We start from the raw sequence: 23,609 nt of genomic DNA, 5'->3' as shown, positions 1-23,609 counted from the left end.
AGGAGCAGCCTCTCTCAGCGGACCCGAGCGGGGTCATGGGGGTGCCCCCTGGTCGAGCGAAGCCGAGAGCTTGGGGGAGCGTGCAGCTGCAAGGCGGAGGAGGGAGTCGACGCGGAGCGTCGGCGAGTGACGACAACGCGGCAGATGTGCGTGCCAGACCCCGCGACCCCGGCGGGATCCACGGGACGCCCCCTAGGCGTCCAGGCGACTGGTTCGACGACGAGAGAGAGTGGGGCGGGCTGCTCGGCCCCACTGGCGGCCCCCCGCCCCTCGCGGGTGGGGGAAACCCGGGGCATGCGCATCGAGCTGCGCACATGCAGTACGTTCGGGGCATGTCCCAGCCCGCCAAGTCCTCACGTACACCAGCTACGCCCGACGCGCCGGAAAGTGCCGCAGGCAGTCGCGCGGCCGCCCAGCGGCTCAAGATGCGCCGAGAACTGGCGGCCGCGGCGATGGAGCTGTTCGCGACCAAGGGGTACGAGGCGACCACCGTCGACGAGATCGCGGCCGCGGCCGGGGTCGCGCGCCGCACGTTCTTCCGCCACTTCCGCTCCAAGGAAGAGGCGATCTTCCCGGACCACGACGACACGTTGATCCGCGCCGAGGCGGTGCTCAATGCCGCCCCAGCGCACGAGCATCCGCTCGACACGGTGTGCCGTGGGATCAAGGAAGTCATGAAGATGTACGCGGGCCGGCCGGAGATCTCGGTCGCCCGCTACAAGCTCACGCGCGAGGTGCCCACCCTGCGCGAGGCCGAGATCGCGTCGGTGGCCCGCTACGAGCGCCTCTTCACCCGCTACCTCCTCGGCCACTTCGACGAGCACGCGCACGACGACGACGCCAACGACGACCCGCTGCTCGCCGAGGTCGCCGCGTCCGCCGTCGTCACCGCCCACAACCACGTCCTGCGGCGCTGGCTGCGGGCGGGCGGCCAGGGGGACGTCGAGGCACAGCTCGACCACGCCTTCGCGATCGTACGGAAGACGTTCGGCACCGGGATCGAAGCCGGGCGCACCTCGGTGCCCAGGCCCGCGGCCGTCCCGGAGGCGGTCGCCGCCCACGGCGAGGTCCTGGTCACCGTAGCCCGTACCGACGCGCCCCTCGACGAGGTCATGCGGACCATCGAGGAGGCACTCAGGGACCGCTGAGGCCTCCTCGCCACTGTGATCACGGCCACCCCTCGGGGTGGCCGTTTTGGCATGTCAGGGGAGCTTTTCGAGCGGATTTCAAGAGGCGTTCGATCGATCATCGCTCATTTGTTACGTAAAGATTTCATCTGAGGTCAAGTTCTGGCACTCAGTGCCTTGCCGGATGACACGCGGTGTCATACGTTGAAGGAGTCCGGGCGGCCGGCGCGCAGAGACCATTCGTGCGCCGGCTGTCCCAGCAAGCCGATGGCCTGCACGCCCGGACGCCTGCGTCACAGGCAACCTCCCGCGCCACAAAGCGCTGCCGAAGCACCACCCAGCCGAACCGACGGCACTTCTCCACCAAACCCTCAGCAGCACCGACGAACCCTCAGCGCCCCTCCCTCAGGGCGCTCACCGCCGGAGGCAACACCGTGACCGTGAAGGACATCCTGGACGCGATCCAGTCGCCGGAATCCACACCGGCCGACTTCGCCGCTCTGCAACTCCCCGAGTCGTACCGTGCCATCACCGTGCACAAGGACGAGACGGAGATGTTCGCGGGTCTCCAGACCCGCGACAAGGACCCGCGCAAGTCGCTCCACCTCGACGAGGTCGCCGTGCCCGAGCTCGGCCCGGGCGAGGCCCTGGTGGCCGTCATGGCCTCCTCGGTCAACTACAACTCGGTGTGGACCTCGATCTTCGAGCCGCTGCCGACCTTCGGCTTCCTGGAGCGCTACGGCAAGCTCAGCGAGCTCACCAAGCGCCACGACCTGCCGTACCACATCATCGGCTCCGACCTCGCGGGCGTCGTCCTGCGCACCGGCCCGGGCGTCAACGCCTGGAAGCCCGGTGACGAGGTCGTCGCCCACTGTCTGTCCGTCGAGCTGGAGTCCAGCGACGGCCACAACGACACGATGCTCGACCCCGAGCAGCGCATCTGGGGCTTCGAGACCAACTTCGGCGGCCTGGCCGAGATCGCCCTGGTCAAGTCCAACCAGCTGATGCCGAAGCCCGGCCACCTCAGCTGGGAGGAGGCCGCGGCCCCGGGCCTGGTCAACTCGACCGCCTACCGCCAGCTTGTCTCCCGCAACGGCGCCGGCATGAAGCAGGGCGACAACGTCCTGATCTGGGGCGCGAGCGGCGGCCTCGGCTCGTACGCCACCCAGTTCGCGCTGGCCGGCGGCGCCAACCCGATCTGTGTCGTCTCCAGCGACCAGAAGGCGGACATCTGCCGCTCGATGGGCGCCGAGGCGATCATCGACCGCAACGCCGAGGGCTACAGGTTCTGGAAGGACGAGAACACCCAGGACCCGAAGGAGTGGAAGCGCCTCGGCAAGCGCATCCGCGAGCTGACCGGCGGCGAGGACGTCGACATCGTCTTCGAGCACCCGGGCCGCGAGACCTTCGGCGCCTCGGTCTACGTCACCCGCAAGGGCGGCACGATCGTCACCTGCGCCTCCACCTCGGGCTACAACCACGAGTACGACAACCGCTACCTGTGGATGTCCCTGAAGCGGATCATCGGCTCGCACTTCGCCAACTACCGCGAGGCCTGGGAGGCCAACCGGCTCGTCGCGAAGGGCAAGATCCACCCGACGCTGTCGAAGGTGTACTCCCTGGAGGACACCGGCCAGGCCGCGTACGACGTGCACCGCAACCTCCACCAGGGCAAGGTCGGCGTGCTGTGCCTGGCCCCCGAGGAGGGCCAGGGCGTGCGCGACGAGGAGATGCGCGCCAAGCACATCGACGCCATCAACCGCTTCCGCAACATCTGAGCACACCCGAGGTCACAGATGACTGAGCGTCAGCCCGCCGAGGTGAAGCGGGAGAAGGACCGGCCGTGGCTCATGCGCACGTATGCCGGCCACTCCACCGCCGAGGCGTCCAACGAGCTGTACCGGCGCAACCTCGCCAAGGGCCAGACCGGCCTGTCGGTGGCGTTCGACCTGCCGACGCAGACCGGCTACGACCCCGACCACATCCTCGCCCGCGGCGAGGTCGGCCGGGTCGGGGTCCCGGTCTCGCACCTCGGTGACATGCGCCGGCTGTTCCAGGACATCCCCCTGGAGCAGATGAACACCTCGATGACCATCAACGCCACCGCCATGTGGCTGCTGGCGCTCTACCAGGTCGTCGCGGAGGAGCAGGGCGCGGACATCACCAAGCTCCAGGGGACGACCCAGAACGACATCGTCAAGGAGTACCTGTCCCGGGGCACGCATGTGTTCCCGCCGGGGCCCTCGCTCCGGCTGACGACGGACATGATCGCGTACACGGTCTCCCACATCCCGAAGTGGAACCCGATCAACATCTGCAGCTACCACCTGCAGGAGGCCGGGGCCACGCCGGTGCAGGAGATCGCGTACGCGATGTCCACCGCGATCGCCGTCCTCGACGCCGTGCGCGACTCCGGCCAGGTGCCGCAGGAGCGCATGGGCGACGTGGTCGCGCGCATCTCCTTCTTCGTGAACGCGGGCGTCCGCTTCGTCGAGGAGATGTGCAAGATGCGCGCCTTCGGCCGCATCTGGGACAAGGTCACGCACGAGCGGTACGGCATCGAGAACCCCAAGCAGCGCCGGTTCCGCTACGGCGTCCAGGTCAACTCGCTCGGGCTGACCGAGGCGCAGCCGGAGAACAACGTCCAGCGGATCGTGCTCGAAATGCTGGCGGTGACCCTCTCCAAGGACGCACGCGCGCGTGCCGTCCAGCTTCCGGCCTGGAACGAGGCCCTGGGCCTGCCCCGCCCCTGGGACCAGCAGTGGTCGCTGCGCATCCAGCAGGTGCTGGCGCACGAGAGCGATCTGCTGGAGTACGAGGACATCTTCGAGGGCTCGCACGTCATCGAGGCGAAGGTGGCCCAGCTGGTCGAGGAGTCCCTCGCGGAGATCGACCGGATCCAGGAGATGGGCGGCGCGATGGCCGCCGTAGAGTCCGGCTACCTCAAGTCGCAGCTGGTCGCCTCGCACGCCGAGCGCCGGGGCCGGATCGAGTCCGGCCAGGAGAAGATCGTCGGCGTCAACATCTTCGAGACGACCGAGCCGAACCCGCTGACCGCCGATCTGGACACCGCGATCCAGACCGTCGACCCGGCCGTCGAGGCACAGGTCGTCGAGGCGATCGGCCGCTGGCGCGACACCCGCTACCAGCCGCCCTTCAACCACCCGCGCCCGTGCAAGGCGCTGGAGCGGCTGAAGGAGGCCGCCAAGGGCACCGACAACCTCATGGAGGCCACTCTGGAGTGCGCCCGCGCCGGAGTCACGACCGGCGAATGGGCGGGCGCGCTGCGGGAGGTGTTCGGCGAGTTCCGCGCCCCCACGGGCGTCTCGTCCGCGCCGGTGGCCGTCCCCGTCGAGCAGGGCTCGGCACTGGCCGAGGTCCGCGCCAAGGTGGACGCCACCGCCCGCGACCTGGGCTCCGGCAAGCTGCGCTTCCTGGTCGGCAAGCCCGGCCTGGACGGTCACTCCAACGGCGCCGAGCAGATCGCCGTACGGGCCCGTGACGCCGGCTTCGAGGTGGTCTACCAGGGCATCCGGCTGACGCCCGAGCAGATCGTGGACGCGGCCCTGGCCGAGGACGTGCACGCGGTCGGCCTGTCCATCCTCTCCGGCTCGCACGCCCAGCTCGTTCCGGACGTACTGGAACGCCTCCGTGTGGCCGGTGCCACAGATATACCGGTGATCGCCGGTGGCATCATCCCGAATGGCGACGCGGAAGAGCTGCGGGCCGCCGGAGTCGCCGCGGTCTTCACCCCGAAGGACTTCGACATCACCGGCATCATCGGCCGCATCGTCGACGAGATCCGGAAAGCGAACAAGCTCGACCCCCTGGAGGTCCCCGCATGACCACGCCCGTCAACCGTCTGCGTCCGCGGCGCTCGTGCCTCGCGGTCCCGGGAAGCAACCCGCGCTTCCTGGAGAAGGCGCAGGGCCTCCCGGCCGACCAGGTCTTCCTGGACCTGGAGGACGCGTGCGCGCCGCTCGCCAAGCCCGAGGCGCGGCACACCATCGTCAAGTTCCTCAACGAGGGCGACTGGACCGGCAAGACCCGGGTCGTGCGCGTCAACGACTGGACGACCGAGTGGACGTACCGCGACGTCGTGACCGTGGTCGAGGGCGCGGGCCAGAACCTCGACTGCATCATGCTGCCGAAGGTGCAGACGGCCCAGCAGGTGGTCGCCCTGGACCTGCTGCTGACGCAGATCGAGAAGACCATGGGCTTCGAGGTCGGCAAGATCGGCATCGAGGCGCAGATCGAGAACGCGCAGGGTCTGAACAACGTCAACGAGATCGCGACGGCCTCCCAGCGCGTCGAGACGATCATCTTCGGCCCGGCCGACTTCATGGCGTCCATCAACATGAAGTCGCTGGTCGTGGGCGAGCAGCCGCCCGGCTACCCGGCGGACGCCTACCACTACATCCTGATGAAGATCCTGATGGCCGCCCGCGCCAACAACCTCCAGGCGATCGACGGCCCCTACCTGCAGATCCGCAACATCGACGGCTACCGCGAGGTCGCCCAGCGCGCCGCCGCCCTCGGCTTCGACGGCAAGTGGGTGCTGCACCCGGGCCAGGTCGAGGCGTCCAACGAGATCTTCTCGCCCTCCCAGGAGGACTACGACCACGCCGAGCTGATCCTGGACGCGTACGACTACTACACGTCCGAGGCGGGCGGCAAGAAGGGCTCCGCGATGCTCGGCGACGAGATGATCGACGAGGCCAGCCGCAAGATGGCCCTGGTCATCTCCGGCAAGGGCCGCGCCGCCGGCATGCAGCGCACGTCGAAGTTCGAGATCCCCGGCAACTGAGGAGCCCTGAGCACGATGCAGTTCGGACGCACCTACGAGGAGTTCGAGGTCGGGGCGACGTACAAGCACTGGCCGGGCAAGACGGTCACGGAGTACGACGACCACCTGTTCTGTCTCCTCACCATGAACCACCACCCGCTCCACATGGACACCAACTATGCGGAGAAGACGACGGACTTCGGCAAGAACGTCGTCGTGGGCAACTACATCTACTCCCTCCTGCTCGGCATGTCCGTCCCGGACATCTCCGGCAAGGCGATCGCCAACCTGGAGATCGAGTCGCTCAAGCACGTGGCGCCGACCTTCCACGGCGACACGATCTACGGCCAGACGACCGTGCTCGACAAGTGGCCGTCGAAGTCGAAGGACGACCGCGGCATCGTCTACGTCGAGACCAAGGGCTACAAGCAGGACGGCACCCTGGTGTGCGTCTTCCGCCGCAAGGTCATGGTGCCCACCGAGACGTACATCAAGGAGCGCGGCGGCGAGCAGCCGGGCCGCCCTGAGCTGAACGCACCTACCGAAAAGACGGAGAAGTAGGCCATGGCCCGACTCGCCCAGACCGCCGGTCTGACCGACGTCCAGCAGGAGATCCTCTCCACCGTCCGCGACTTCGTGGACAAGGAGATCATCCCGGTCGCGACCGAGCTGGAACACCGCGACGAGTACCCGCAGCAGATCGTGGACGGCCTGAAGGAACTCGGCCTGTTCGGTCTGATGATCCCCGAGGAGTACGGGGGCCTGGGCGAGTCGCTCCTCACCTACGCCCTGTGCGTCGAGGAGATCGCCCGTGGCTGGATGTCGGTCTCCGGCATCATCAACACGCACTTCATCGTCGCGTACATGCTCAAGCAGCACGGCACGCAGGAGCAGAAGGACCACTTCCTGCCGCGCATGGCGGCCGGCGACATCCGGGGCGCGTTCTCGATGTCGGAGCCGGGCCTCGGCTCGGATGTGTCGGCGATCACGTCCAAGGCGGTCAAGGACGGCGACGAGTACGTCCTGAACGGCCAGAAGATGTGGCTGACCAACGGTGGCACCTCGTCCCTGGTGGCCGTTCTGGTCCGAAGTGACGAAGGACACCCCGAGGGCACGGCGCCCCACAAGTCCATGACGACCTTCCTGGTGGAGAAGGAGCCCGGCTTCGGCGAGGTCCGCCCGGGTCTGACCATCCCCGGCAAGATCGACAAGATGGGCTACAAGGGTGTCGACACCACCGAGCTCATCATGGACGGTCTGCGCATTCCGGCCGATCGGGTGCTCGGCGGCGTCACCGGCCGAGGTTTTTACCAAATGATGGACGGAGTCGAGGTCGGCCGGGTCAACGTGGCCGCCCGTGGCTGCGGTGTCGCCCAGCGCGCCTTCGAGCTCGGCGTCCGGTACGCCCAGCAACGTCACACTTTCGGCAAGCCGATCGCCCAGCATCAGGCCATCCAGTTCAAGCTCGCGGAGATGGCCACCAAGGTCGAGGCCGCGCATGCCATGATGGTCAACGCGGCACGCAAAAAGGACTCCGGGGAACGAAACGACCTTGAGGCTGGGATGGCGAAGTACCTCGCCTCCGAGTACTGCAAGGAGGTCGTGGAGGATGCCTTCCGGATCCACGGCGGCTACGGCTTCTCCAAGGAGTACGAGATCGAGCGCCTCTACCGCGAGGCCCCGATGCTGCTGATCGGTGAAGGTACCGCCGAGATCCAGAAAATGATCATCGGGCGCAGGCTGCTCGAAGAGTATCGGTTCCAAGGCTGATTGTCCGGGTACGGGGTGTTTTCTTCGAGAAGAAGATCACACCCCGTTAACGGTCTTCAGCTGCCGACTCGGCTTCCTGGCTTGCCCAGTTGCGGCCCAGGACCGGTACGATCCCGGAAAGCCGCCGTCCCCTGTTCTTGCGCGGCATCATCCGCTACGAAGGTCATCCATGCCCCACAGCCAAACCTCTGCACATCGAGACAGCCTGGCCGGCGTACGCCTCGCGCGCGGAGCATCGCCGTGGCTCCTCCCGACCGTCGCCACCGCAGCCGTCAGCCTTCTGCGCGCCCGCCGCTCGGGCGCCGCCAAGGCCGTCGCCGTGCCCGCCACCGCGCTCGCGGCGGGCATGCTCTGGTTCTTCCGCGACCCCGAGCGAGAGATCGCCGCGGGCCGCGTCATCTCGCCCGCCGACGGTGTGGTGCAGAGCATCATGCCCTGGAAGGACGGGCGCACCCGCGTCGCGATCTTCATGAGCCCGCTCAACGTCCACGTGAACCGTGCGCCGCTCTCCGGCACGATCACGTCGGTCGAACACGTCCCCGGTGGCTTCGTTCCTGCCTTCAACAAGGAGAGCGAGAACAATGAGCGCGTAGTCTGGCATTTCGACACCGAACTCGGCGACATCGAGATGATCCAGATCGCCGGCGCGGTGGCCCGCCGTATCGTCCCGTACGTGCCCCAGGGCACGAAGGTCGAGCAGGGCGACCGTATCGGTCTGATCCGCTTCGGCTCGCGTGTCGACCTCTATCTGCCCGAGGGCGTGGAGGTCGCGGTCGAGGTCGGCCAGAAGACGGTGGCTGGGGTGACTCGCATTGACCGTGATTGATCCGGAGACACAGGCGGGCTGGGTGCCCGAGGCCGACGAGGTGGACGACGAGGAGGAGATGCCCCTCTCGCTCCGCCTCTCAATAGCGGACACCCTCACCCTCGGTAACGCCACGTGCGGCTTCATGGCGGTGTACTTCACCACCACCGGCATTCTGATCCCGCACCTGACGGGCAACGACGAGTCGGCCGGCATGGCTCGCCACTCGGCCGCCACCGCAGTCATCCTCATGCTCTGCGCGGCGGTCTTCGACCTGTTCGACGGCCTGGTGGCGCGCAAGCTGCGCAGCTCGCCGATGGGCGCGGAGCTGGACAACCTCTCCGACCTGATCAGCTTCGGCCTGGCGCCCGCGTACTTCGTCCTCGTCTACGGCATGGTGGCGGACGACGCGCACCAGAGAGTGGCGGCGCTCGGGGCAATCGTGGTGCTCCTGGCCGTCGTGCTCCGACTGGCCCGCTTCTCGTGCGTGACGCCGAGAAACGGCATGTTCCAGGGCATGCCGTCCCCGTTCGGCGCGCTCACGGTGGTCTCCATCGTCCTGCTGGAGCTTCCCTTCGTGGCGACGCTCCTGGCCATCCTGGGCACGGCATGGCTGATGGTGAGCCGGGTGGAGTACCCGAAGCCGCGCGGCCGCCTGGCCGTGGCCATGCTGGCCTGGATCGTCCTGTCGATGGGCCTCCTGGCCGCCTGGGCCTTCGACGCCCCCAGCGGCCAGCTCCTCCTCCAGACGGGCTGCGCGCTGCAGCTGGTCATGGGCGCGGTGATCCCCCTGTTCGCCACGGCTCGCCGGGTGAACAACTTCCGCGACAACCGACGGGAGGCGCGGGCGGCGCAACTGCCGTAACGCCGGCCGCGAAGGGCCCCGGACCTGTTTGGGTCCGGGGCCCTTCGCTTTGCGGTCACCCGGCGCTGGTTCCGGCGTCCACTGGGGGGCGCCCCCAGACCCGGCTGTCGGCCTGAACGGCCTCGTCCTCAAACGCCGGACAGGCTGGGTTGTGCCGGGCGGCGCGAGGATTGGTCAGGGGTGCAGGGGACGGAGTCCCCGCCTGGGGGTCCGGGGCGGAGCCCCGCGACGGGCCACCGCTTGAGCCACCGAGTCAGGTGGGTGGGAAACAAGGGTGCAGGGGACGGAGTCCCCGCCTGGGGGCCGGGGCGGAGCCCCGTGGCGGGGACTGCTCGAGTCACCGAGTCGGGTGGGTGGGTGGGCGCAAGAAGTCCTCGGCTATCAGAGACGCGACCCGCTCAAGAATCGGCCCCGCATCGGCGATGCACTTCGCGACATCCGGCTCGACGGACGTCAACGGATAGGCCCGCACGATCCCCGCACCCTCCAGCTCCGCCGACGCAAGCGCGAGCCTCCCGCACACGGCGACAACCTCCTTGCCCGCACGCCGCGCGGCCGCCGCAACCCCCGCCGGAGCCTTCCCGTGCAGCGTCTGCTCGTCCAGGGAACCCTCCCCGGTGATCACCAGCGACGCCCGCTCCAGCGCGGGCGCGAAGCCCAGGACGTCCAGCATGACCTCGATACCGGGCCGGAACCGCGCCCCCAGCAGCAGCGCCCCGTACCCGATGCCACCCGCCGCCCCGGCCCCCGCCGACGCCGCATACTCCGCCGCCCGCGGCCCGACCGCGGCCTCGACCACCTTCGCGAAGTGCCCGAGCGCCGCGTCCAGCGCCTCCACATCGTCCGGCGAAGCCCCCTTCTGCGGGCCGTACACCGCCGGCGCACCCTTCGGACCCGTCAGCGGATTGTCGACATCGCTCGCGAGCACCAGGTCGACCGAGGCAAGCCGAGGATCCAGACCGGACAGGTCCGCCCGCGCGAGATCGGCGAGCCCGCCCCCGCCCGGCGGCACCGGCTCCCCGTCCTCGTCCAGGAAGCGCGCGCCGAGCGCGGACAGCATCCCCGCCCCACCGTCCGTCGTGGCACTGCCCCCGACGCCGAACACGATCGTCCGCGCCCCCGCGTCCAGCGCGGCCAGCAGCAGCTCCCCCGAGCCGTACGTCGACGCCGTGAGCGGCGCGAAGACCCCGGCAGGCAGCCGCTGCAGCCCGCTCGCCTCCGCCATCTCCACGACCGCGGTACCGCCGCGCAGCGCGAACGCGGCGGTGACCTCCTGCCCCAGCGGCCCCGCGACCCGGATCTCCCGCCGCTCGAAGCCGGCGGCGACCGCCGCGGCCACCGTCCCGTCACCGCCGTCGGCCACCGGCAGTGACTCCACCTCAAGGCCCGGCACGACCCGGCGCAGTCCGGCCGTCACCCGCTCGGCGACCTCGACGGCCGTCAGTGAGCCCTTGAACTTGTCCGCGGCGATGAGCACCCTTCGGGTCCCGTTCACAGCAGCGTCCGCCACCTTGCATTCCCCTTGCTCTCCGGGCCCTCGCACAGCGGGGCCAGTCGCGCCGCTGCGACCATAACCGCAGGACACCCCCGCCGTCATGCCCCGACCGAACCCTGGGAAGCTCCTGGGACGTCCCTGGGGAGCGCCTGGGATGCCGCTGGGAACTCCCTGTGCCACTCGCCCTGAACAGCCCCCGATACGGCACGCCCGCCCCCGAAATCGGGTAAACCGGAGCCATGACCCCTGTGGGCACTGAGCCAGAGCTCGCCGACCGCATTCTCGGGGGCTGGCTCGGCCGGATCGCGGGCAACATGCTCGGTAAACCGGTCGAGCAGGGCGACCTGTGGACGCGCGACCGCATCGACCGCTACCTACGGCAGGCCGCCGCCCTGCCCCTGACCGACTACCTCCCCGAGCCCGCCGACGACACCGACGGCCTCCAACTGCGCCCGGAGTGGCGCCAGTGCGTCCGCGGCCGTATCCACGGCAGCTGCCGCGACGACGACGTCGACTACGCGATCCTGGGTCTGCACCTCCTGGAGACCCACGGCTTCGACTTCAGCACCGAGCAGGTCGGAGACCTGTGGCTGCTGCGGCTGCCGTATCTGCAGACCTTCACGGCGGAGCGCGCGGCCTACCGCAATCTCGCCAACGGTCTGAAGCCGCCGCTGACGGCGACGTACGAGAACCCGTACCAGGAGTGGATCGGCGCCCTGATCCGCGCCGACGTCTACGGCTGGACCTGCCCGGACGCCCCGCAGCGCGCGGCCTCCCTGGCCCGCCGGGACGCGGTGCTGTCCCACACCGGCAACGGTGTGTACGGCGCGATGTGGGCCGCGGCACTGATCTCGGCGGCGTTCACGGCGCCGACCGTGCGGCACGCGATCGACACCGCGCTCACCGTCGTACCGGCGACCTGCCGCCTGGCGCGTACCGTACGCCGGGTCATGTCCCTCCATGAGACCCGCCTGACCTGGGAGGACACGCTCACGACCGTCTCCGAGGAGACCGCGGGCCTCGGCTGGATCCACACCATCCCGAACGCCGCCGTCCTCACCGCCGGGCTCCTGTACGGCGACGGCGACTTCACCCGCACCATCACGCTCACCGTCCGCGGCGGCCTGGACACCGACTCCAACGGCGCGACGGCGGGTTCGGTGGCCGGGGTGCTGACCGGCGCGGCGGCCATCCCGGCCCAGTGGAAGGACCCGCTGGAGGACACCGTGCGCAGCGCGGTGTTCGGCTTCGACGGCGTCCGGATCAGCGACCTGGCGGAGCGGACGCTGCGCCTGGCCGGGGCGGCGGTCCGGCCGACCCATACGGCGGTCTAGCCGACGTACGGCCGAGGGGTACGGCGACAAACCGGTCGACAAACCAGTCGACGAAACAGTCGACAAACCGGTCGACGAACCGGTCGACGAACTCCTCGCCACCGGCCCCGAGTTCGCCACGCTGTGGAACGACCGGGCTGGTTACCCTTCCTCGAGTGACCACCATTCAAGACTTCGCCACGTACATCGCGGGCCTCCCCCGCGTCCTCGCCGGGGCGGCCGCCCTGTTCCGTGACGCCGAGGACCGGGTGCTGCTCGTCGAGCCCAACTACCGCGAGGGCTGGGCGCTTCCGGGCGGCACCATCGAGTCCGACGACGGGGAGACACCGCGCCAGGGCGCCCGCCGTGAGACGGCCGAGGAGATCGGCCTCGACCGCGAGCTCGGGCGACTGCTCGCGGTGGACTGGGTGCACGGCACGGGACGGCCGCCGCTGGTGGCGTATCTGTACGACGGCGGGGTCCTCGCCGAGTCCGAGTTCGCGGCGATCAGGCTCCAGGAGGAGGAGCTGCTGTCCTGGCGTCTGGTCCCCCGCGAGGAGCTCTCCGCGCATCTGCCCGGCGCCCTGGGCCGCCGCGTCCTGGCCGCACTGGACGTCCTGGCCCAGGGCTCGGGAACGGCGGAGCTGGAGAACGGCCACCGGGTGGTCTGACGACGGCCCCGCGGCCACCGCTCGCGGGTCATGCGGGCGGCAGGGGCTGCTCCGTCCAGACGGTCTTGCCGTCGTGGGTGTAGCGGGTGCCCCAGCGCTCCGTGAGCTGCGCGACCAGGAAGAGCCCGCGCCCGCCCTCGTCCGTGCTGTGGGCCCGTCTGAGGTGCGGGGAGGTGTGGCTGGTGTCGGACACCTCGCAGATCAGGCACTGCGTACGGATCAGGCGCAGTGTGATGGGGCCCTCCGCGTACCGGTAGGTGTTGGTGACGAGCTCGCTGGCGACCAGCTCGGTGGTGAAGGCCAGTTCCTCCAGCCCCCATTCGGTGAGTTTCGCCGTGGCCAGCTCCCTGGCGCGGGCGGCGGCGGTCGCCTCCAAGGGCAGCTGCCACGAGGCGACGTTCTCCGGCTGCAGTACCCGGGTACGGGCGATGAGCAGCGCGATGTCGTCGGCGGGGACGTGGCCGACGGGCAGCAGCGCTTCGATCACGGCGTGGCAGGTGTCGTCCAGCGGATCGGTGGAGTGGGCGAGGCATGCGGAGAGGTTCTCCAGCGCGGCGTCGATGTCGCCGCTACGCGCCTCCAGGAGGCCGTTGGTGTAGAGCGCGAGCAGGCTGCCCTCGGCGAGGTCGAGGTCGTACGTTTCGAACGGCAGTCCGCCCAGGCCGAGCGGTGGCCCCGCGGGCGGGTCGAGCACGGTCACCTCGCCGTCCGGTGTGGACACCAGGGGTGCCGGGTGGCCGGCGCGGGCCAGGGAGCAGTGCCGGGAGACCGGGTCGTAGACCGCGTAGAGGCAGGTGGCGCCGAGCACCTGCTCGTCCACCGACCCGTTGCCGTCGGCGTTCGCCTCCACCTCGGTGGCCAGCAGGCTGACCAGGTCGTCCAGCCGGGCCATCACCTCGTCGGGTTCGAGGTCGAGGCTGGCCAGGGTGCGCACGGCGGCCCGCAGGCGGCCCATCGAGGCCGCGGCGTGGATGCCGTGGCCGACCACGTCCCCCACGACGAGCGCGACCCGGGCTCCTGACAGCGGGATCACGTCGAACCAGTCACCGCCGATACCCGGTTCACCGCTCGCCGGGAGATACCGGCAGGCCACCTCGACGGCCGGCAGGTCGGTCACCGCGCTCGGCAGCAGACTGCGCTGGAGGGTCAGCGCGGCGCTCTGCTGCTGGGTGAATCGGCGCGCGTTGTCGATGCAGACGGCCGCACGCGAGGAGATCTCCTGGGCCACCGCGGCATCGTCGTCCTCGAAGGGCTCCGAGTGGCGCGCCCGCCACAGGCTCACCACGCCCAGTACCAGTCCGCGCGCCACCAGGGGCACCGCGATCAGCGAATGGACGCCGAGTCCCGCGGCGACCTCGACCCGTCGCCGGTCCATGGCGTACCACTCGGCGCGGAGGGACAGCTGCCGGTCGAGAATCGTGCGCCGCTCGGCCAGGCACCGCGCCTGCGCCGACTCCGGAAGGAGCGGGACCACCTCGCCCTCGTGGAACGGTATGCGGCGCTCCGGGGGCGAGAGGGCCACTCGGAGCAGCGGGCCCTTCACACCGGGGGGTGGTTCGTCACCCAGTGTCACCGGCTTCAGGAGGTCCACGGAGCAGTAGTCGGCCAAGCCGTCGACGGCCACCTCGGCCAGTTCCCGGGCGGTGCGGGTCACGTCCAGTGAGTTGCCGACCCGGGCGCTCGCCTCGTTCAGCAGGGCGAGCCTGCGCTGGGCCCGGTGGCGGTCGGTGACGTCCTCGATCGTCTCGGCCACGCCGAGAACCCGGCCCGAGGGGTCCTCCATCCGGAACGCGGAGACGGACACGATCCGCTCCCGGCCGGGGTCGTGGCGTGCCCGGGCGGACTGTTCCGTGAAGATCAACGGCTCGCCGGTCTCCAGGACGTGCCGTACCCGCTCATCGGCGGGACCCGCGTCCTCGTCGACCATGAATTCCCGGGGGTGATGGCCCACCGGTGCCTCGGCCGGGACGCCGCTCGCCTTTTCGACCGCACGGTTGACCCGGAGCACTCTCCTGTCCGGGCCGTAGGTGACCAGACCGATCGGGGACCGGCGGTACAGGCCGTCCAGCAGCGCACGGTCCCGCTGCCAGGCGATGACTTCGGCGGCAGGGGCTCCGACGAGGATCCACTCCCGGCTGTCGCCGTCCCGGGTGATGGCACGGGCCCGAAAGCCCATCTGGACCCGCCGTCCGTCGCGGTGCCGGACGGACAGGACCCCGAACCATCCCCCCGTCCGCACGGCGTCCACGACGACGGACCGCGCGGCAGGCAGATCACGGGCGTCGATCAGCACGTCCCGCCACGCCCGTCCGATCACTTCCTTGGCCGAATAGCCCAGCAGTTCCTGTGCACGTGCACTCCAGCCGACCACGGTGCCGTGGTCGTCGAACACGGCCGAGGCGCCATGCCCGAGAGCGAACGGATCCTCCGGACTCTCACTGAAAAGCATCGACGGCGTCCCCATTAGCCACCACCTTGCCTCCGTGATTCCGATGTTCCTCCCCCCGCTCTCCGTCCGCGACTCCCCGTCCGTCCCGGCGCCCCGAATATCCGTTCGCCCCACAGGGGCAGCCGTCCTACTCTCGGCCCATGACCAAGCCCCTCGTCGCGATCCTGAGCGGCGCCGGTATCTCCACGGACTCCGGCATCCCCGACTACCGCGGTCCGAACGGCCTGTGGCGGCGGGACCCCGAGGCCGAGAAGCTCGTGACGTACGAGTACTACATGGGGGACCCCGACATCCGGCGACGCTCCTGGCAGATGCGGCGCAAGAACCGCACCCTGAAGGCCGAGCCGAACGCCGCGCACCGTGCCGTCGCCGAGTTGGAGCAGTCCGGGATCCCGGTGCGGGTGATCACGCAGAACGTGGACGGCCTGCACCAGCTCGCCGGGATGCCCGCCCGCAAGGTGCTGGAGCTGCACGGCACCGTCCGCAGTGTCGTGTGCACAAGGTGTCACGCCCGCGGGCCGATGGACGACGCGCTGGCCCGGGTCGAGGCCGGCGAGGAGGACCCGCCCTGCCTGGAGTGCGGCGGCATCCTCAAGTCGGCGACCGTGATGTTCGGCGAGCGGCTCGACCCGGTCGTGCTCGGCGAGGCCCTCGCCATCACCAAGGCATGCACCGTCTTCATCGCCGTCGGCTCCAGCCTCCAGGTACAGCCCGCCGCCGGGCTCGCAGGCGTCGCCGCCGACAACGGCGCCCGGCTCGTCATCGTCAACGCCGAGCCGACGCCGTACGACGACCGGGCCGACGAGGTGATCCGCGAGCCGATCGGCAGCGCGCTGCCCAAGCTGCTGGAAGGGATGCGGAACGGTTAGAAGAGGCCGGCGCCCCGTTCGAAGTCCAGCAGGCGCTGCTTGCGAGGCAGGCCGCCGCCGTAGCCCGTGAGGCTGCCGTTCGCGCCGATGACGCGGTGGCAGGGGACGATGATGCCGATCGGGTTCTTCCCGTTGGCGAGGCCGACCGCGCGGGAGGCCTGGGGATTGCCGAGGGCTTCGGCGAGTTCGCCGTACGAGCGGGTCTCCCCGTAGGGGATCAGCCGCAGTTGTTCCCAGACGCTGCGCTGGAAGGGGGTGCCGTTCAGGCGGAGTTCGAGGGTGAACTCCTTCAACTCGCCCTTGAAGTAGGCGGTGAGCTGTGACTCCGTCTCGGTGAACAGGTCGTCGTCGCGGGTGCCGAAGGTCTCCTCGGGCGGGCGGTGGCGTTGGTCCTCCATGTAGAGACCGCAGAGGGTGCCGTCCTCGGCGACGAGGGTGAGGGGGCCGTACGGGCTGGCGGTGACGGTGTGGTGTTTCACGGCAAGGTCCTTACACGGGAAGGAAGTTGATCGGGTGGCTGTCCGTCGCCCACAGGTACTGGACTGCGTAGGCCCGCCAGGGCCGCCACGCCGCCGCGCGCGCGGTGAGCGCGGCGGGGGTCGAGGGCAGGCCCAGCTCCTGTGCGGCACGCCGGATTCCGAGGTCGGTGGGGAGGAAGGCGTCGGGGTCGCCGAGGGCGCGCATCGCGATGACGTCGACCGTCCAGGGGCCGAACCCGGGCAGCGACAGCAGCTTGGCGCGGGCCTCCGTCCAGTCGCTCTCCACGCCCAAGTGGAGGTTTCCGTCGGCCAGTTGCTCGACCAGTGTGGTGAAGGTGGTGCGGCGGGTGCGTGGCATCGCCAGCTGGTCGGGATCGAGGGCGGCGAGCGCCTCGGGGGCCGGGAAGAGATGGGTCAGGCCGCCCTCCGGGTCGTCGACCGGTTTGCCGTACGCGGTGACCAGGCGGGCCGCGTGGGTGCGGGCCGCCGCGGTGGAGACCTGCTGGCCGAGTACGGCGCGGACGGCGAACTCGGCCTCGTCGACGGTGCGCGGCACGCGCCGGCCGGGGGCCTTGTCGACCAGCGGCGCGAGGAACGGGTCCGTGCGCAGCTGGTCGTCGACCGCGACCGGGTCGGCGTCCAGGTCGAGCAGGCGTCGGCAGCGGCTGATGGCGACGGTCAGATCGCGCAGGTCGCTGAGGGTGAGGCGGCAGGCGATGTGGTCGGGTTCGGGGGTCAGGGCCACGATTCCATGGCCGTACGGCAGGCGCAGCGTCCGCCGGTAGGCGCCGTCCCGCCACTCCTCGACGCCCGGTACGGCGGTGGCCGCGAGATGGCCGAAGAGGTTGTCGGGGTTGAGCGGGGCGCGGAAGGGCAGGCGCAGGGACAGCGCGCCCGGGGCGCTTCCGGTCTGCCGCTTCGGTGCGCGGGCGCGCAGCTCGCTCGGGGAGAGGGCGAATACCTCGCGCACGGTGTCGTTGAAGGTACGGATCGAGGAGAAGCCGGCCGCGAAGGCGATCTCCGCCATCGGCAGCGGGGTCGTCTCGACGAGGATCCGGGCGGTCTGGGCGCGCTGGGCGCGGGCGAGCGCGAGGGGGCCGGCGCCCAGTTCGGCGAGCAGTTGGCGTTCGACCTGCCGGGTGCTGTAGCCGAGGCGGGTGGCGAGTCCGGGCACGCCCTCGCGGTCCACCACGCCGTCGGCGATCAGCCGCATGGCGCGGGCCACCAGGTCGGCGCGCTGGTTCCACTCCGGGGAACCGGGGCTGGTGTCGGGCCGGCAGCGCTTGCAGGCCCGGAAACCGGCCTGCTGACAGGCGGCCGCGCTCGGGTAGAACGTCATGTTGTCCGGCTTGGGCGGTACCACCGGGCAGCTGGGCCGGCAGTAGATACGTGTCGTCACCACGGCCGTGAAGAACCATCCGTCGAACCGCGCGTCCTTGGACTGCACGGCCCGCACACATCGATCCCGATCGAGGTGCATCCCTTTCTGCATGTGTCCAGCATCGGCCACGGGCCGGGCGTCCGCTGGCGAGAATCCGACACCTACCTTGCCGGACCAGGACAACGAGTAGGGCCGGGCCGGAGCCGTCAGGAGCAGGCGTAGCCGAAGGTCGCCTGTGCCTCGACCGGCTTTCGCTGGTGCGCGATCCGCAGGCGGGCGGTGCCCCGGAAGCTGCCGGGGCCGCGGACCGTCCAGCGCAGGTGCACGGTGACCCTGCGGTCTCCGCGGTGGGTCATGTGCACCAGCTCGCCGGAGTCGTGGCCGTCGCTGCGCAGCCAGTGGTACGTCACCGGGCCGCCGCGGCCGTCGGTGGTCACGACGCCCACCAGATCGGCGGTCTGCCCGCAGTGCAACCGCCCGGCGGGCGCCTGGACTTCGACCGCCGTGACCGTCGGGGCGGGGCTCGGGCGCAGAAGCAGCCAGAGCAGGACCGCGGCGATCGTCAGGACGGCGGTCGTGGCCATCCAGCCCCGGCGTCTTCGGCGTTGGCGGCGGTCGGGGTCATCAGGCAGGTGCGGCGTGCCCCACTGCGCGCGGAGGGCGTCCTGGGCCTCGACGGGGATGCCGGGGCCGAAGCGCAGGAGGATCTCGCCGTCGTCCTGCGAGGGCGGAGAGGGTGCGGCCGCCGGGGATTCGGCCGGGACGCGGTTGCGTCTGCCGAGGACGGTGGCCTGGTCGTCCGGGGCGGCGGTGTGGTGGGCCTGGTCCGGGACGGAGCGGGAGCGGGCGCGGCTGGGCATGGTGAGCTGATCGTCCGGCGTGGCACGGTCGTCCGCTTCGGGTGCTACGGGCTCGGCGGCGGTGGGGGCGGGGTCGGGGTCGGCGCCCCCGCTGTCCGGCCCCGTGCCCGCCGCCGACGGCGCCTCGGTGATCTCCGGTGCCGCCGCTGCCACCGCCGCGCGGAGCGCCGTACGGAGCAGGAAGTCGGCCGGAAGCGCCGTTCGCCCGGCGACCAGTGCCGCCCGGGCCGCCGCAAGGCCCTCGGCGGCGGCCGTGGTGGAGCAGTGCGCGAACAGGGCCGCGGCGGGCGTGCCGCCGGGCGCCCAGGCCTCGCCGAGAATGCGGCACAGCCCGGCCCAGGCCACGGTGTCGGCCTCGCGGCGCGCGCGGTCCGGGACGTCGCCCAGCACCGCGCCCAGTGCGGCCCCGGCGAGCAGGGCGACACCGTCGGGGGCGAGGACGACGGTGTCCGTGTCCAGGGCCCCGTGGGCGAGGCCGGCCGCGTGGAGCGCGAGCAGGGTCTGCGCGGTCTCGTTCAGGACACTGGCCGCGCTCCCCGCGTCGAGGTCCGGTCCGCCGCCGGCCAGCAGGTCCGCGAGCGTGGGAGCCGGTGGCCGGGCGGTGATCAGCCAGACCTCCCCGGCCTCCCCGACGAGGTCGACCGTGCCGAGCACCCCGGGCAGCCGGAGCCGGGCCACGGCGAGCACCGCGGACGCCAGTCGCTCCCGCGTGCCCTCCGGGGCGAGCAGGGCGCGGTCGATGCGCAGCGCGCCGAGCGCGGGCTCGCCGGACCCGGCCGGGAGCAGCGCGTGCCAGGTGCCGTGGCGGGCGTCGCGCGACCAGCCCGACAGGGGTCGTCCGGCGAGGGTGGTGGCTGTCATCGTGTCGGTCCGTTCTCGTTCTCGCTCGGTACGGCGCTCAGCACGGCGGCGCGTCCAGGGAAGCCGTCTGCGGTCCGTTCGCGGCCGCCGGAGTGCTGGTGAGCGTGACCATCCAGGTGCCCCGGCACGGGTGGTTGGAGAAGTCGGCCACGAAGGTCACGGGGTAGTGCGTGCTGCCGGACAGCTTCTGGGTCTGGTGGCCGTAGGGATCGGCGGGCGTGTCCACGTAGTAGTCGGCCGTGACGGTCACGGGCCCGGTGCCGGTGGTGTCGACGGTGACGTCGGCGACCAGTGTGCCGGGGGTCTGCCCCCGCTGCCAGGAGCCGATGGTGATGGTGATCGTGCCGGGGGTGGGTGTGGCCGGGCTAGCGGTGCTCGGCTCGGGGGACTCCGTCGGCGGGGCGGTGCTCGCGGTGGGGGTGGGCGAGGCCGTCGGGCTGTCCGAGGGGGTTGCGGTCGGGGTGGTGTCGGCCGTGGGGGAGGCACCGGTCGCGGACGTGGAGGGCGAAGAGGCCGGGAGAGTCGGGGAGTTGACTTCTGACGGCACCGAACTGGCCACCGTCGTCGATGTGTCGTGCGGGCGGGCCGCTACGGATGTCAGCCCGCCCGCGACGACCGCCAGCGCGGCGGCTCCGGTGGCGGCCTTCCAGCCGCTGCGCCTCAATCGGCCGAGCAGCGTCAGGGCCCGGGCCGGAGGGTCGAGGGTCGCCGTCGCGGTGAACGGGAACAACAGGGCGAGCAGCGCGGTGAGTTCGGCGAGCCTGCGGCGTCCGCGCTCCTCCCAGTCGGCGCCGTACCCCTCGACGGCGGACCGCTCCAGGTCGGCGAGGAAGTCCTCGATGCCCGGCCGCTGCGCCGGGTCCTTGGCCATCCCCCGGCGCAGCAGGCCGCGTACGGGCGCGGGTACGTCGTCCAGGGGGACGGAAGCCCTGAGGTGCTGCAGGCGCAGGGCGGTCACGTCGTCGCCGGTGAACGGGCGGCGCCCGGTCAGGCACTCGTGGAACACCGCCGCCGCGGCGTACACGTCGCCCGCGGGTCCCGCCGGTTCGCCCTCCCACTGCTCGGGAGCCATGTAGGCGGGTGTGCCGGCGGCCTCGGTCTCGCGTCCGGTGCGTACGGCGATGCCGAAGTCGGCGAGCGCGCTGGTGCCGTCGGCGCGGACCAGCACGTTCTCCGGCTTGTAGTCGCGGTGGACCACCCCGGCCGTGTGGGCCGCGCCGAGCCCCAGCAGCGAGCCCTTGAGCAGCACCAGGGCGGCCTCGGGACCGGTCGCCCCGTGCCGGCGCAGCAGGTGGCGGAGGCTGACGCCGTCCACCGCCTCCATCACGATGGCGGCACCGCCGCGCGCCTCGACGTACTCGTACAGCCGCACGACGCACGGGTGCCGCAACTCGCCCAGCAGCCGGGCCTCCGCGCGGAAGCGGGCGAGGAACTCACGGTCTCCGCGCAGGCGTTCGCCGAGGTACTTGATCGCCACGGGTACCCCGGTCGCGGTGTGCCGGGCCAGTACGACCCGTCCGCCGGCGCCCTCGCCGAGCGTACGCACGCCTTCGTAACCGGGGACGGCCCACTGGCCGGGTCTGCCGGTGTCCTCGGTCATGCCGCTCCCTCCACGGCCGCGCCCACTGTCGCGGCCGGTGCCGCGTCCCGTGCGTCACGTCGGCGCCGCACCCGGCGGGCCAGCCACCGCACCGGCGCGGACCACACCGGCAAGGCCACCAGGGCGACCACGACGGCTTCGACGACCGTGGTCCAGGGCTGGGACAGCCATCCGTCCAGCAGGTCGCCGATCCGGGAGCGCCAGGCCAGCAGGGCGAGGACCAGGAAGCCGTACGTCCCGACGACGACCGCGAGGCCGTACGCGGCCATGCCCGCCTGCCGCGGGCCGGGCCTGCTGCCCGCGCGCAGGTCCTGCCAGAGGCCCTTGCGGAAGTACGCGCTCGCCTCCTCACGCAGGCGCGGCACGCGCAGTGCGTCGGTCAGGGCCTGGTAACCGTCCAGCGGCATAAGGGGGTTGAAGTTGTAGAGCGTGTTCAGATAGAGGCCGAAGGCCAGTTGGAAGAGGACGGCCGAGGCCGGTCCGGCGGGCAGGAAGGCCGCGCCCGCCGCGCACCAGCCGGCCAGTGCCGCCGTCGACAGCGGTCCGGACAGCGCCACGACGACCCGCGACCGGCGGGTGCCGAACCACATGTCGCTGGTGTCCACGAACGCGAACGGCATGCCCATCATGAGCAGGAACCCGCCGCGCCGGACCTTGCGGCCGTACGACTTCACGGCCAGGGCGTGCGTCAACTCGTGCACGACGAGGGCGGAGACGTATCCGGCGGCGAGCAGCACCGGGCCCCAGACGCCCGCTCCGCCGAAGTCCAGCAGGTGCTGCCTGCCCTGGGCGACGAAGAACGCGGCGAGGCCGGCGACCACCGACAGCCAGACCAGCGTCACGCCGGTCCGGGTGAAGAACCGCCAGCCGAAGGCGTGGTAGACGCGGGTGACGGACCTGTCGAGGCCGGGGACCGAGACCTCCAGCTTCAGCAGCGCCCGGTACACGGCGTGTGCCACGCGCCGCCAGCCCTTCCGCTCCGCCTCCTCGGGGCGGCCGGGCAGGCCGCGCAGCAGTCCCGCGTTCGCGAACGCCGCGAGCGCCGCCTCGATGCGCGGCAGGGCCAGCTCGCCGAAGCGGGCGGCGTAGGCGAACAGCAGGTCCCGTACGGTGTTCTCGCCGTCGACGGCGTGCCAGAGGAAGACCTCGCGCTCGTCCAGCTCCAGGTACACGCCGGTGCGGGTGTTGTTCAGCACCCAGCGGGGTTCGCCGCGGTCGGTGGGCACCTGCTTCAGCGCCCAGCCGGAGCGGCGGCGGGGGCGTGCGGTGAGCGGGCCGTTCGCCTCCGGCGCCGCCTCCTGTACGGCGGTGGGGAGTTGGGTGAGCTGGGTGCCGACGACCTGGGTGCGCTGGCCGATGTGGGCCTCGCGGGGCTGTTCGAACAGCAGGCGTACGTCGCCGACGGACAGCTCGGTGCCGTCGGCGAGGTGGGCCGCGCCGCCGTGCAGATCGACGCCGGCCACGGCCGTGCCGTTGAACGAGTCCAGGTCCTCGACCCGGAAGCCCGACTCGGTGCGGACGATCCGGGCGTGGCTGCGGGACACGCTGGCGTCGGACAGGACGACGTCGTTGTCCGCGCCCCGGCCCAGCGTGGTGACCGGGCCGGTGAGCGGGACGAGCAGGGTGGGGTCGTCGAGGCCGCGCAGCTGCGGCGCGGCGTACGACGTCGGTGCCGCACTGCGGCGGAGGGTGCCGCAGTGCAGGCAGTAGGGGAAGTCGCGTCGCACATGGACGCGGCAGGCGTGGCAGAGCATGCGTCGGCTCAGCCCGCGCCGGATCCGCTGATGAACGTTCCGCCGGAGAAGCCGCCGTCCGTGTCGGGCGCGGGCGCGGAGGGCGACAGGTGTGTGGCGATGTCGCCGATGCGGGAGGCACCGGGGAGGTTCACACCGCCGCGCACGGTCTCGGAGCCACCGCCGATGGTTTCCCGGCCACGGCCGCCGTTCTCACCACCGCCGCCTTCACCGCCACCTTCACCGCCGCCGGAGGGACGGTCGCCGTTCTCTCCGCTTCCGGAGGGACGGTCGCCGTTCTCTCCGCTGCCACCGCCGCCTTCGCCTCCGCCGGAACCGCCGCCGCCGTCCTCGCCGCCACCGCCGCCTTCACCGCCACCATGGCCGCTGCCACCGGAGGGACGGTCACCGTTCTCACCGCTGCCGCCGCCCTCACCACCACCGCCGCCACCGGTGCCGCCACCCTCGCCACCGCCGTCACCGCCACCATGGCCGCTGCCACCGGAGGGACGGTCACCGTTCTCACCGCTGCCGCCGCCCTCACC

General features: G+C 71.3%; 18 protein-coding genes and 1 pseudogene. 12 read left to right on the top strand and 7 right to left on the bottom strand.

The annotated features are described in order from the left end of the window. Window positions 1-332: 332 nt before the first annotated feature. The 8 genes from AB0I54_RS06040 (at window position 333) to pssA (ending at window position 9,353) form a co-directional block, all read left to right on the top strand. The gene (locus AB0I54_RS06040; RefSeq protein WP_363294679.1) at window positions 333-1,148 is read left to right on the top strand and encodes a TetR family transcriptional regulator; all 816 of its coding nucleotides are present in this window, start codon (window positions 333-335) and stop codon (window positions 1,146-1,148) included. A gap of 413 nt (window positions 1,149-1,561) precedes the next feature. Beyond that, entirely contained in the window at window positions 1,562-2,905 is a 1,344-nt protein-coding gene (gene ccrA, locus AB0I54_RS06035) for a crotonyl-CoA carboxylase/reductase (protein ID WP_363294678.1), read from the top strand. 18 nt (window positions 2,906-2,923) lie between these two features. Beyond that, window positions 2,924-4,972 (top strand): protein meaA, encoded by a 2,049-nt coding sequence (locus tag AB0I54_RS06030; RefSeq protein WP_363294677.1) that lies wholly within the window; start codon window positions 2,924-2,926, stop codon window positions 4,970-4,972. Then, the gene (locus AB0I54_RS06025) at window positions 4,969-5,934 is read left to right on the top strand and encodes a CoA ester lyase (protein WP_363294676.1); all 966 of its coding nucleotides are present in this window, start codon (window positions 4,969-4,971) and stop codon (window positions 5,932-5,934) included. The genes AB0I54_RS06030 and AB0I54_RS06025 overlap by 4 nt, the downstream gene beginning before the upstream one ends. Before the next feature lie 15 nt (window positions 5,935-5,949). Beyond that, window positions 5,950-6,474, top strand: coding sequence for a MaoC family dehydratase (locus AB0I54_RS06020; RefSeq protein WP_363294675.1), 525 nt, complete (start codon window positions 5,950-5,952; stop codon window positions 6,472-6,474). A gap of 3 nt (window positions 6,475-6,477) precedes the next feature. Further along, on the top strand, window positions 6,478-7,683 hold the full coding sequence (locus tag AB0I54_RS06015) for an acyl-CoA dehydrogenase family protein (RefSeq protein ID WP_356940999.1): 1,206 nt from the start codon (window positions 6,478-6,480) through the stop codon (window positions 7,681-7,683). Between the two features lie 169 nt (window positions 7,684-7,852). Then, the gene (locus tag AB0I54_RS06010) at window positions 7,853-8,509 is read left to right on the top strand and encodes a phosphatidylserine decarboxylase (protein WP_363294674.1); all 657 of its coding nucleotides are present in this window, start codon (window positions 7,853-7,855) and stop codon (window positions 8,507-8,509) included. Between the two features lie 22 nt (window positions 8,510-8,531). Continuing rightward, entirely contained in the window at window positions 8,532-9,353 is an 822-nt protein-coding gene (gene pssA / locus AB0I54_RS06005; protein ID WP_263216781.1) for a CDP-diacylglycerol--serine O-phosphatidyltransferase, read from the top strand. 337 nt (window positions 9,354-9,690) lie between these two features. On the opposite strand, the gene AB0I54_RS06000 is transcribed toward pssA, so the two are convergent. Further along, entirely contained in the window at window positions 9,691-10,863 is a 1,173-nt protein-coding gene (locus tag AB0I54_RS06000) for a glycerate kinase (RefSeq protein ID WP_363294673.1), read from the bottom strand. Window positions 10,864-11,087: 224 nt separating this feature from the next. Between AB0I54_RS06000 and AB0I54_RS05995 the strand changes: the two genes are divergently transcribed. After that, window positions 11,088-12,182: an ADP-ribosylglycohydrolase family protein gene (locus tag AB0I54_RS05995; RefSeq protein WP_363294672.1), complete on the top strand. Its 1,095-nt coding sequence runs from the start codon at window positions 11,088-11,090 to the stop codon at window positions 12,180-12,182. A gap of 155 nt (window positions 12,183-12,337) precedes the next feature. Next, window positions 12,338-12,832, top strand: a complete 495-nt coding sequence (locus AB0I54_RS05990) for an NUDIX hydrolase (RefSeq protein WP_363294671.1) — start codon at window positions 12,338-12,340, stop codon at window positions 12,830-12,832. Window positions 12,833-12,860: 28 nt separating this feature from the next. Here AB0I54_RS05990 and AB0I54_RS05985 read toward each other — a convergent pair whose 3' ends face one another. Further along, window positions 12,861-15,281 (bottom strand): SpoIIE family protein phosphatase, encoded by a 2,421-nt coding sequence (locus AB0I54_RS05985; protein WP_363294670.1) that lies wholly within the window; start codon window positions 15,279-15,281, stop codon window positions 12,861-12,863. Between the two features lie 140 nt (window positions 15,282-15,421). Between AB0I54_RS05985 and AB0I54_RS05980 the strand changes: the two genes are divergently transcribed. Continuing rightward, a complete protein-coding gene (locus AB0I54_RS05980) occupies window positions 15,422-16,150 on the top strand; it encodes a Sir2 family NAD-dependent protein deacetylase (protein WP_363294669.1) in 729 nt (242 codons plus the stop codon). On the opposite strand, the gene AB0I54_RS05975 is transcribed toward AB0I54_RS05980, so the two are convergent. The 5 genes from AB0I54_RS05975 to AB0I54_RS05955 all read right to left on the bottom strand — a co-directional run bounded on the left by AB0I54_RS05975 (window position 16,147) and on the right by AB0I54_RS05955 (window position 23,085). Then, complete coding sequence (locus AB0I54_RS05975; protein WP_363294668.1) at window positions 16,147-16,629, bottom strand: methylated-DNA--[protein]-cysteine S-methyltransferase; 483 nt, start codon at window positions 16,627-16,629, stop codon at window positions 16,147-16,149. The genes AB0I54_RS05980 and AB0I54_RS05975 overlap by 4 nt on opposite strands. Window positions 16,630-16,639: 10 nt before the next feature. Beyond that, entirely contained in the window at window positions 16,640-18,109 is a 1,470-nt protein-coding gene (locus tag AB0I54_RS05970; RefSeq protein ID WP_363294984.1) for an AlkA N-terminal domain-containing protein, read from the bottom strand. A gap of 107 nt (window positions 18,110-18,216) precedes the next feature. Continuing rightward, window positions 18,217-19,731 (bottom strand): hypothetical protein, encoded by a 1,515-nt coding sequence (locus AB0I54_RS05965; protein WP_363294667.1) that lies wholly within the window; start codon window positions 19,729-19,731, stop codon window positions 18,217-18,219. Window positions 19,732-19,768: 37 nt separating this feature from the next. Then, complete coding sequence (locus AB0I54_RS05960; protein ID WP_363294666.1) at window positions 19,769-21,331, bottom strand: serine/threonine-protein kinase; 1,563 nt, start codon at window positions 21,329-21,331, stop codon at window positions 19,769-19,771. Beyond that, window positions 21,328-23,085 (bottom strand): FHA domain-containing protein, encoded by a 1,758-nt coding sequence (locus tag AB0I54_RS05955; protein WP_363294665.1) that lies wholly within the window; start codon window positions 23,083-23,085, stop codon window positions 21,328-21,330. Before AB0I54_RS05955 ends, AB0I54_RS05960 begins: the two co-directional genes overlap by 4 nt. 89 nt (window positions 23,086-23,174) lie before the next feature. On the opposite strand from AB0I54_RS05955, the pseudogene AB0I54_RS05950 reads away from it, so the two are divergent. Next, a pseudogene (locus AB0I54_RS05950) lies at window positions 23,175-23,609 on the top strand (hypothetical protein); the annotation flags it as partial.

This window comes from Streptomyces sp. NPDC050625, from assembly GCF_040654755.1.
Taxonomy (GTDB): domain Bacteria; phylum Actinomycetota; class Actinomycetes; order Streptomycetales; family Streptomycetaceae; genus Streptomyces.
This window is presented reverse-complemented; position numbering and strand designations above follow the sequence as displayed.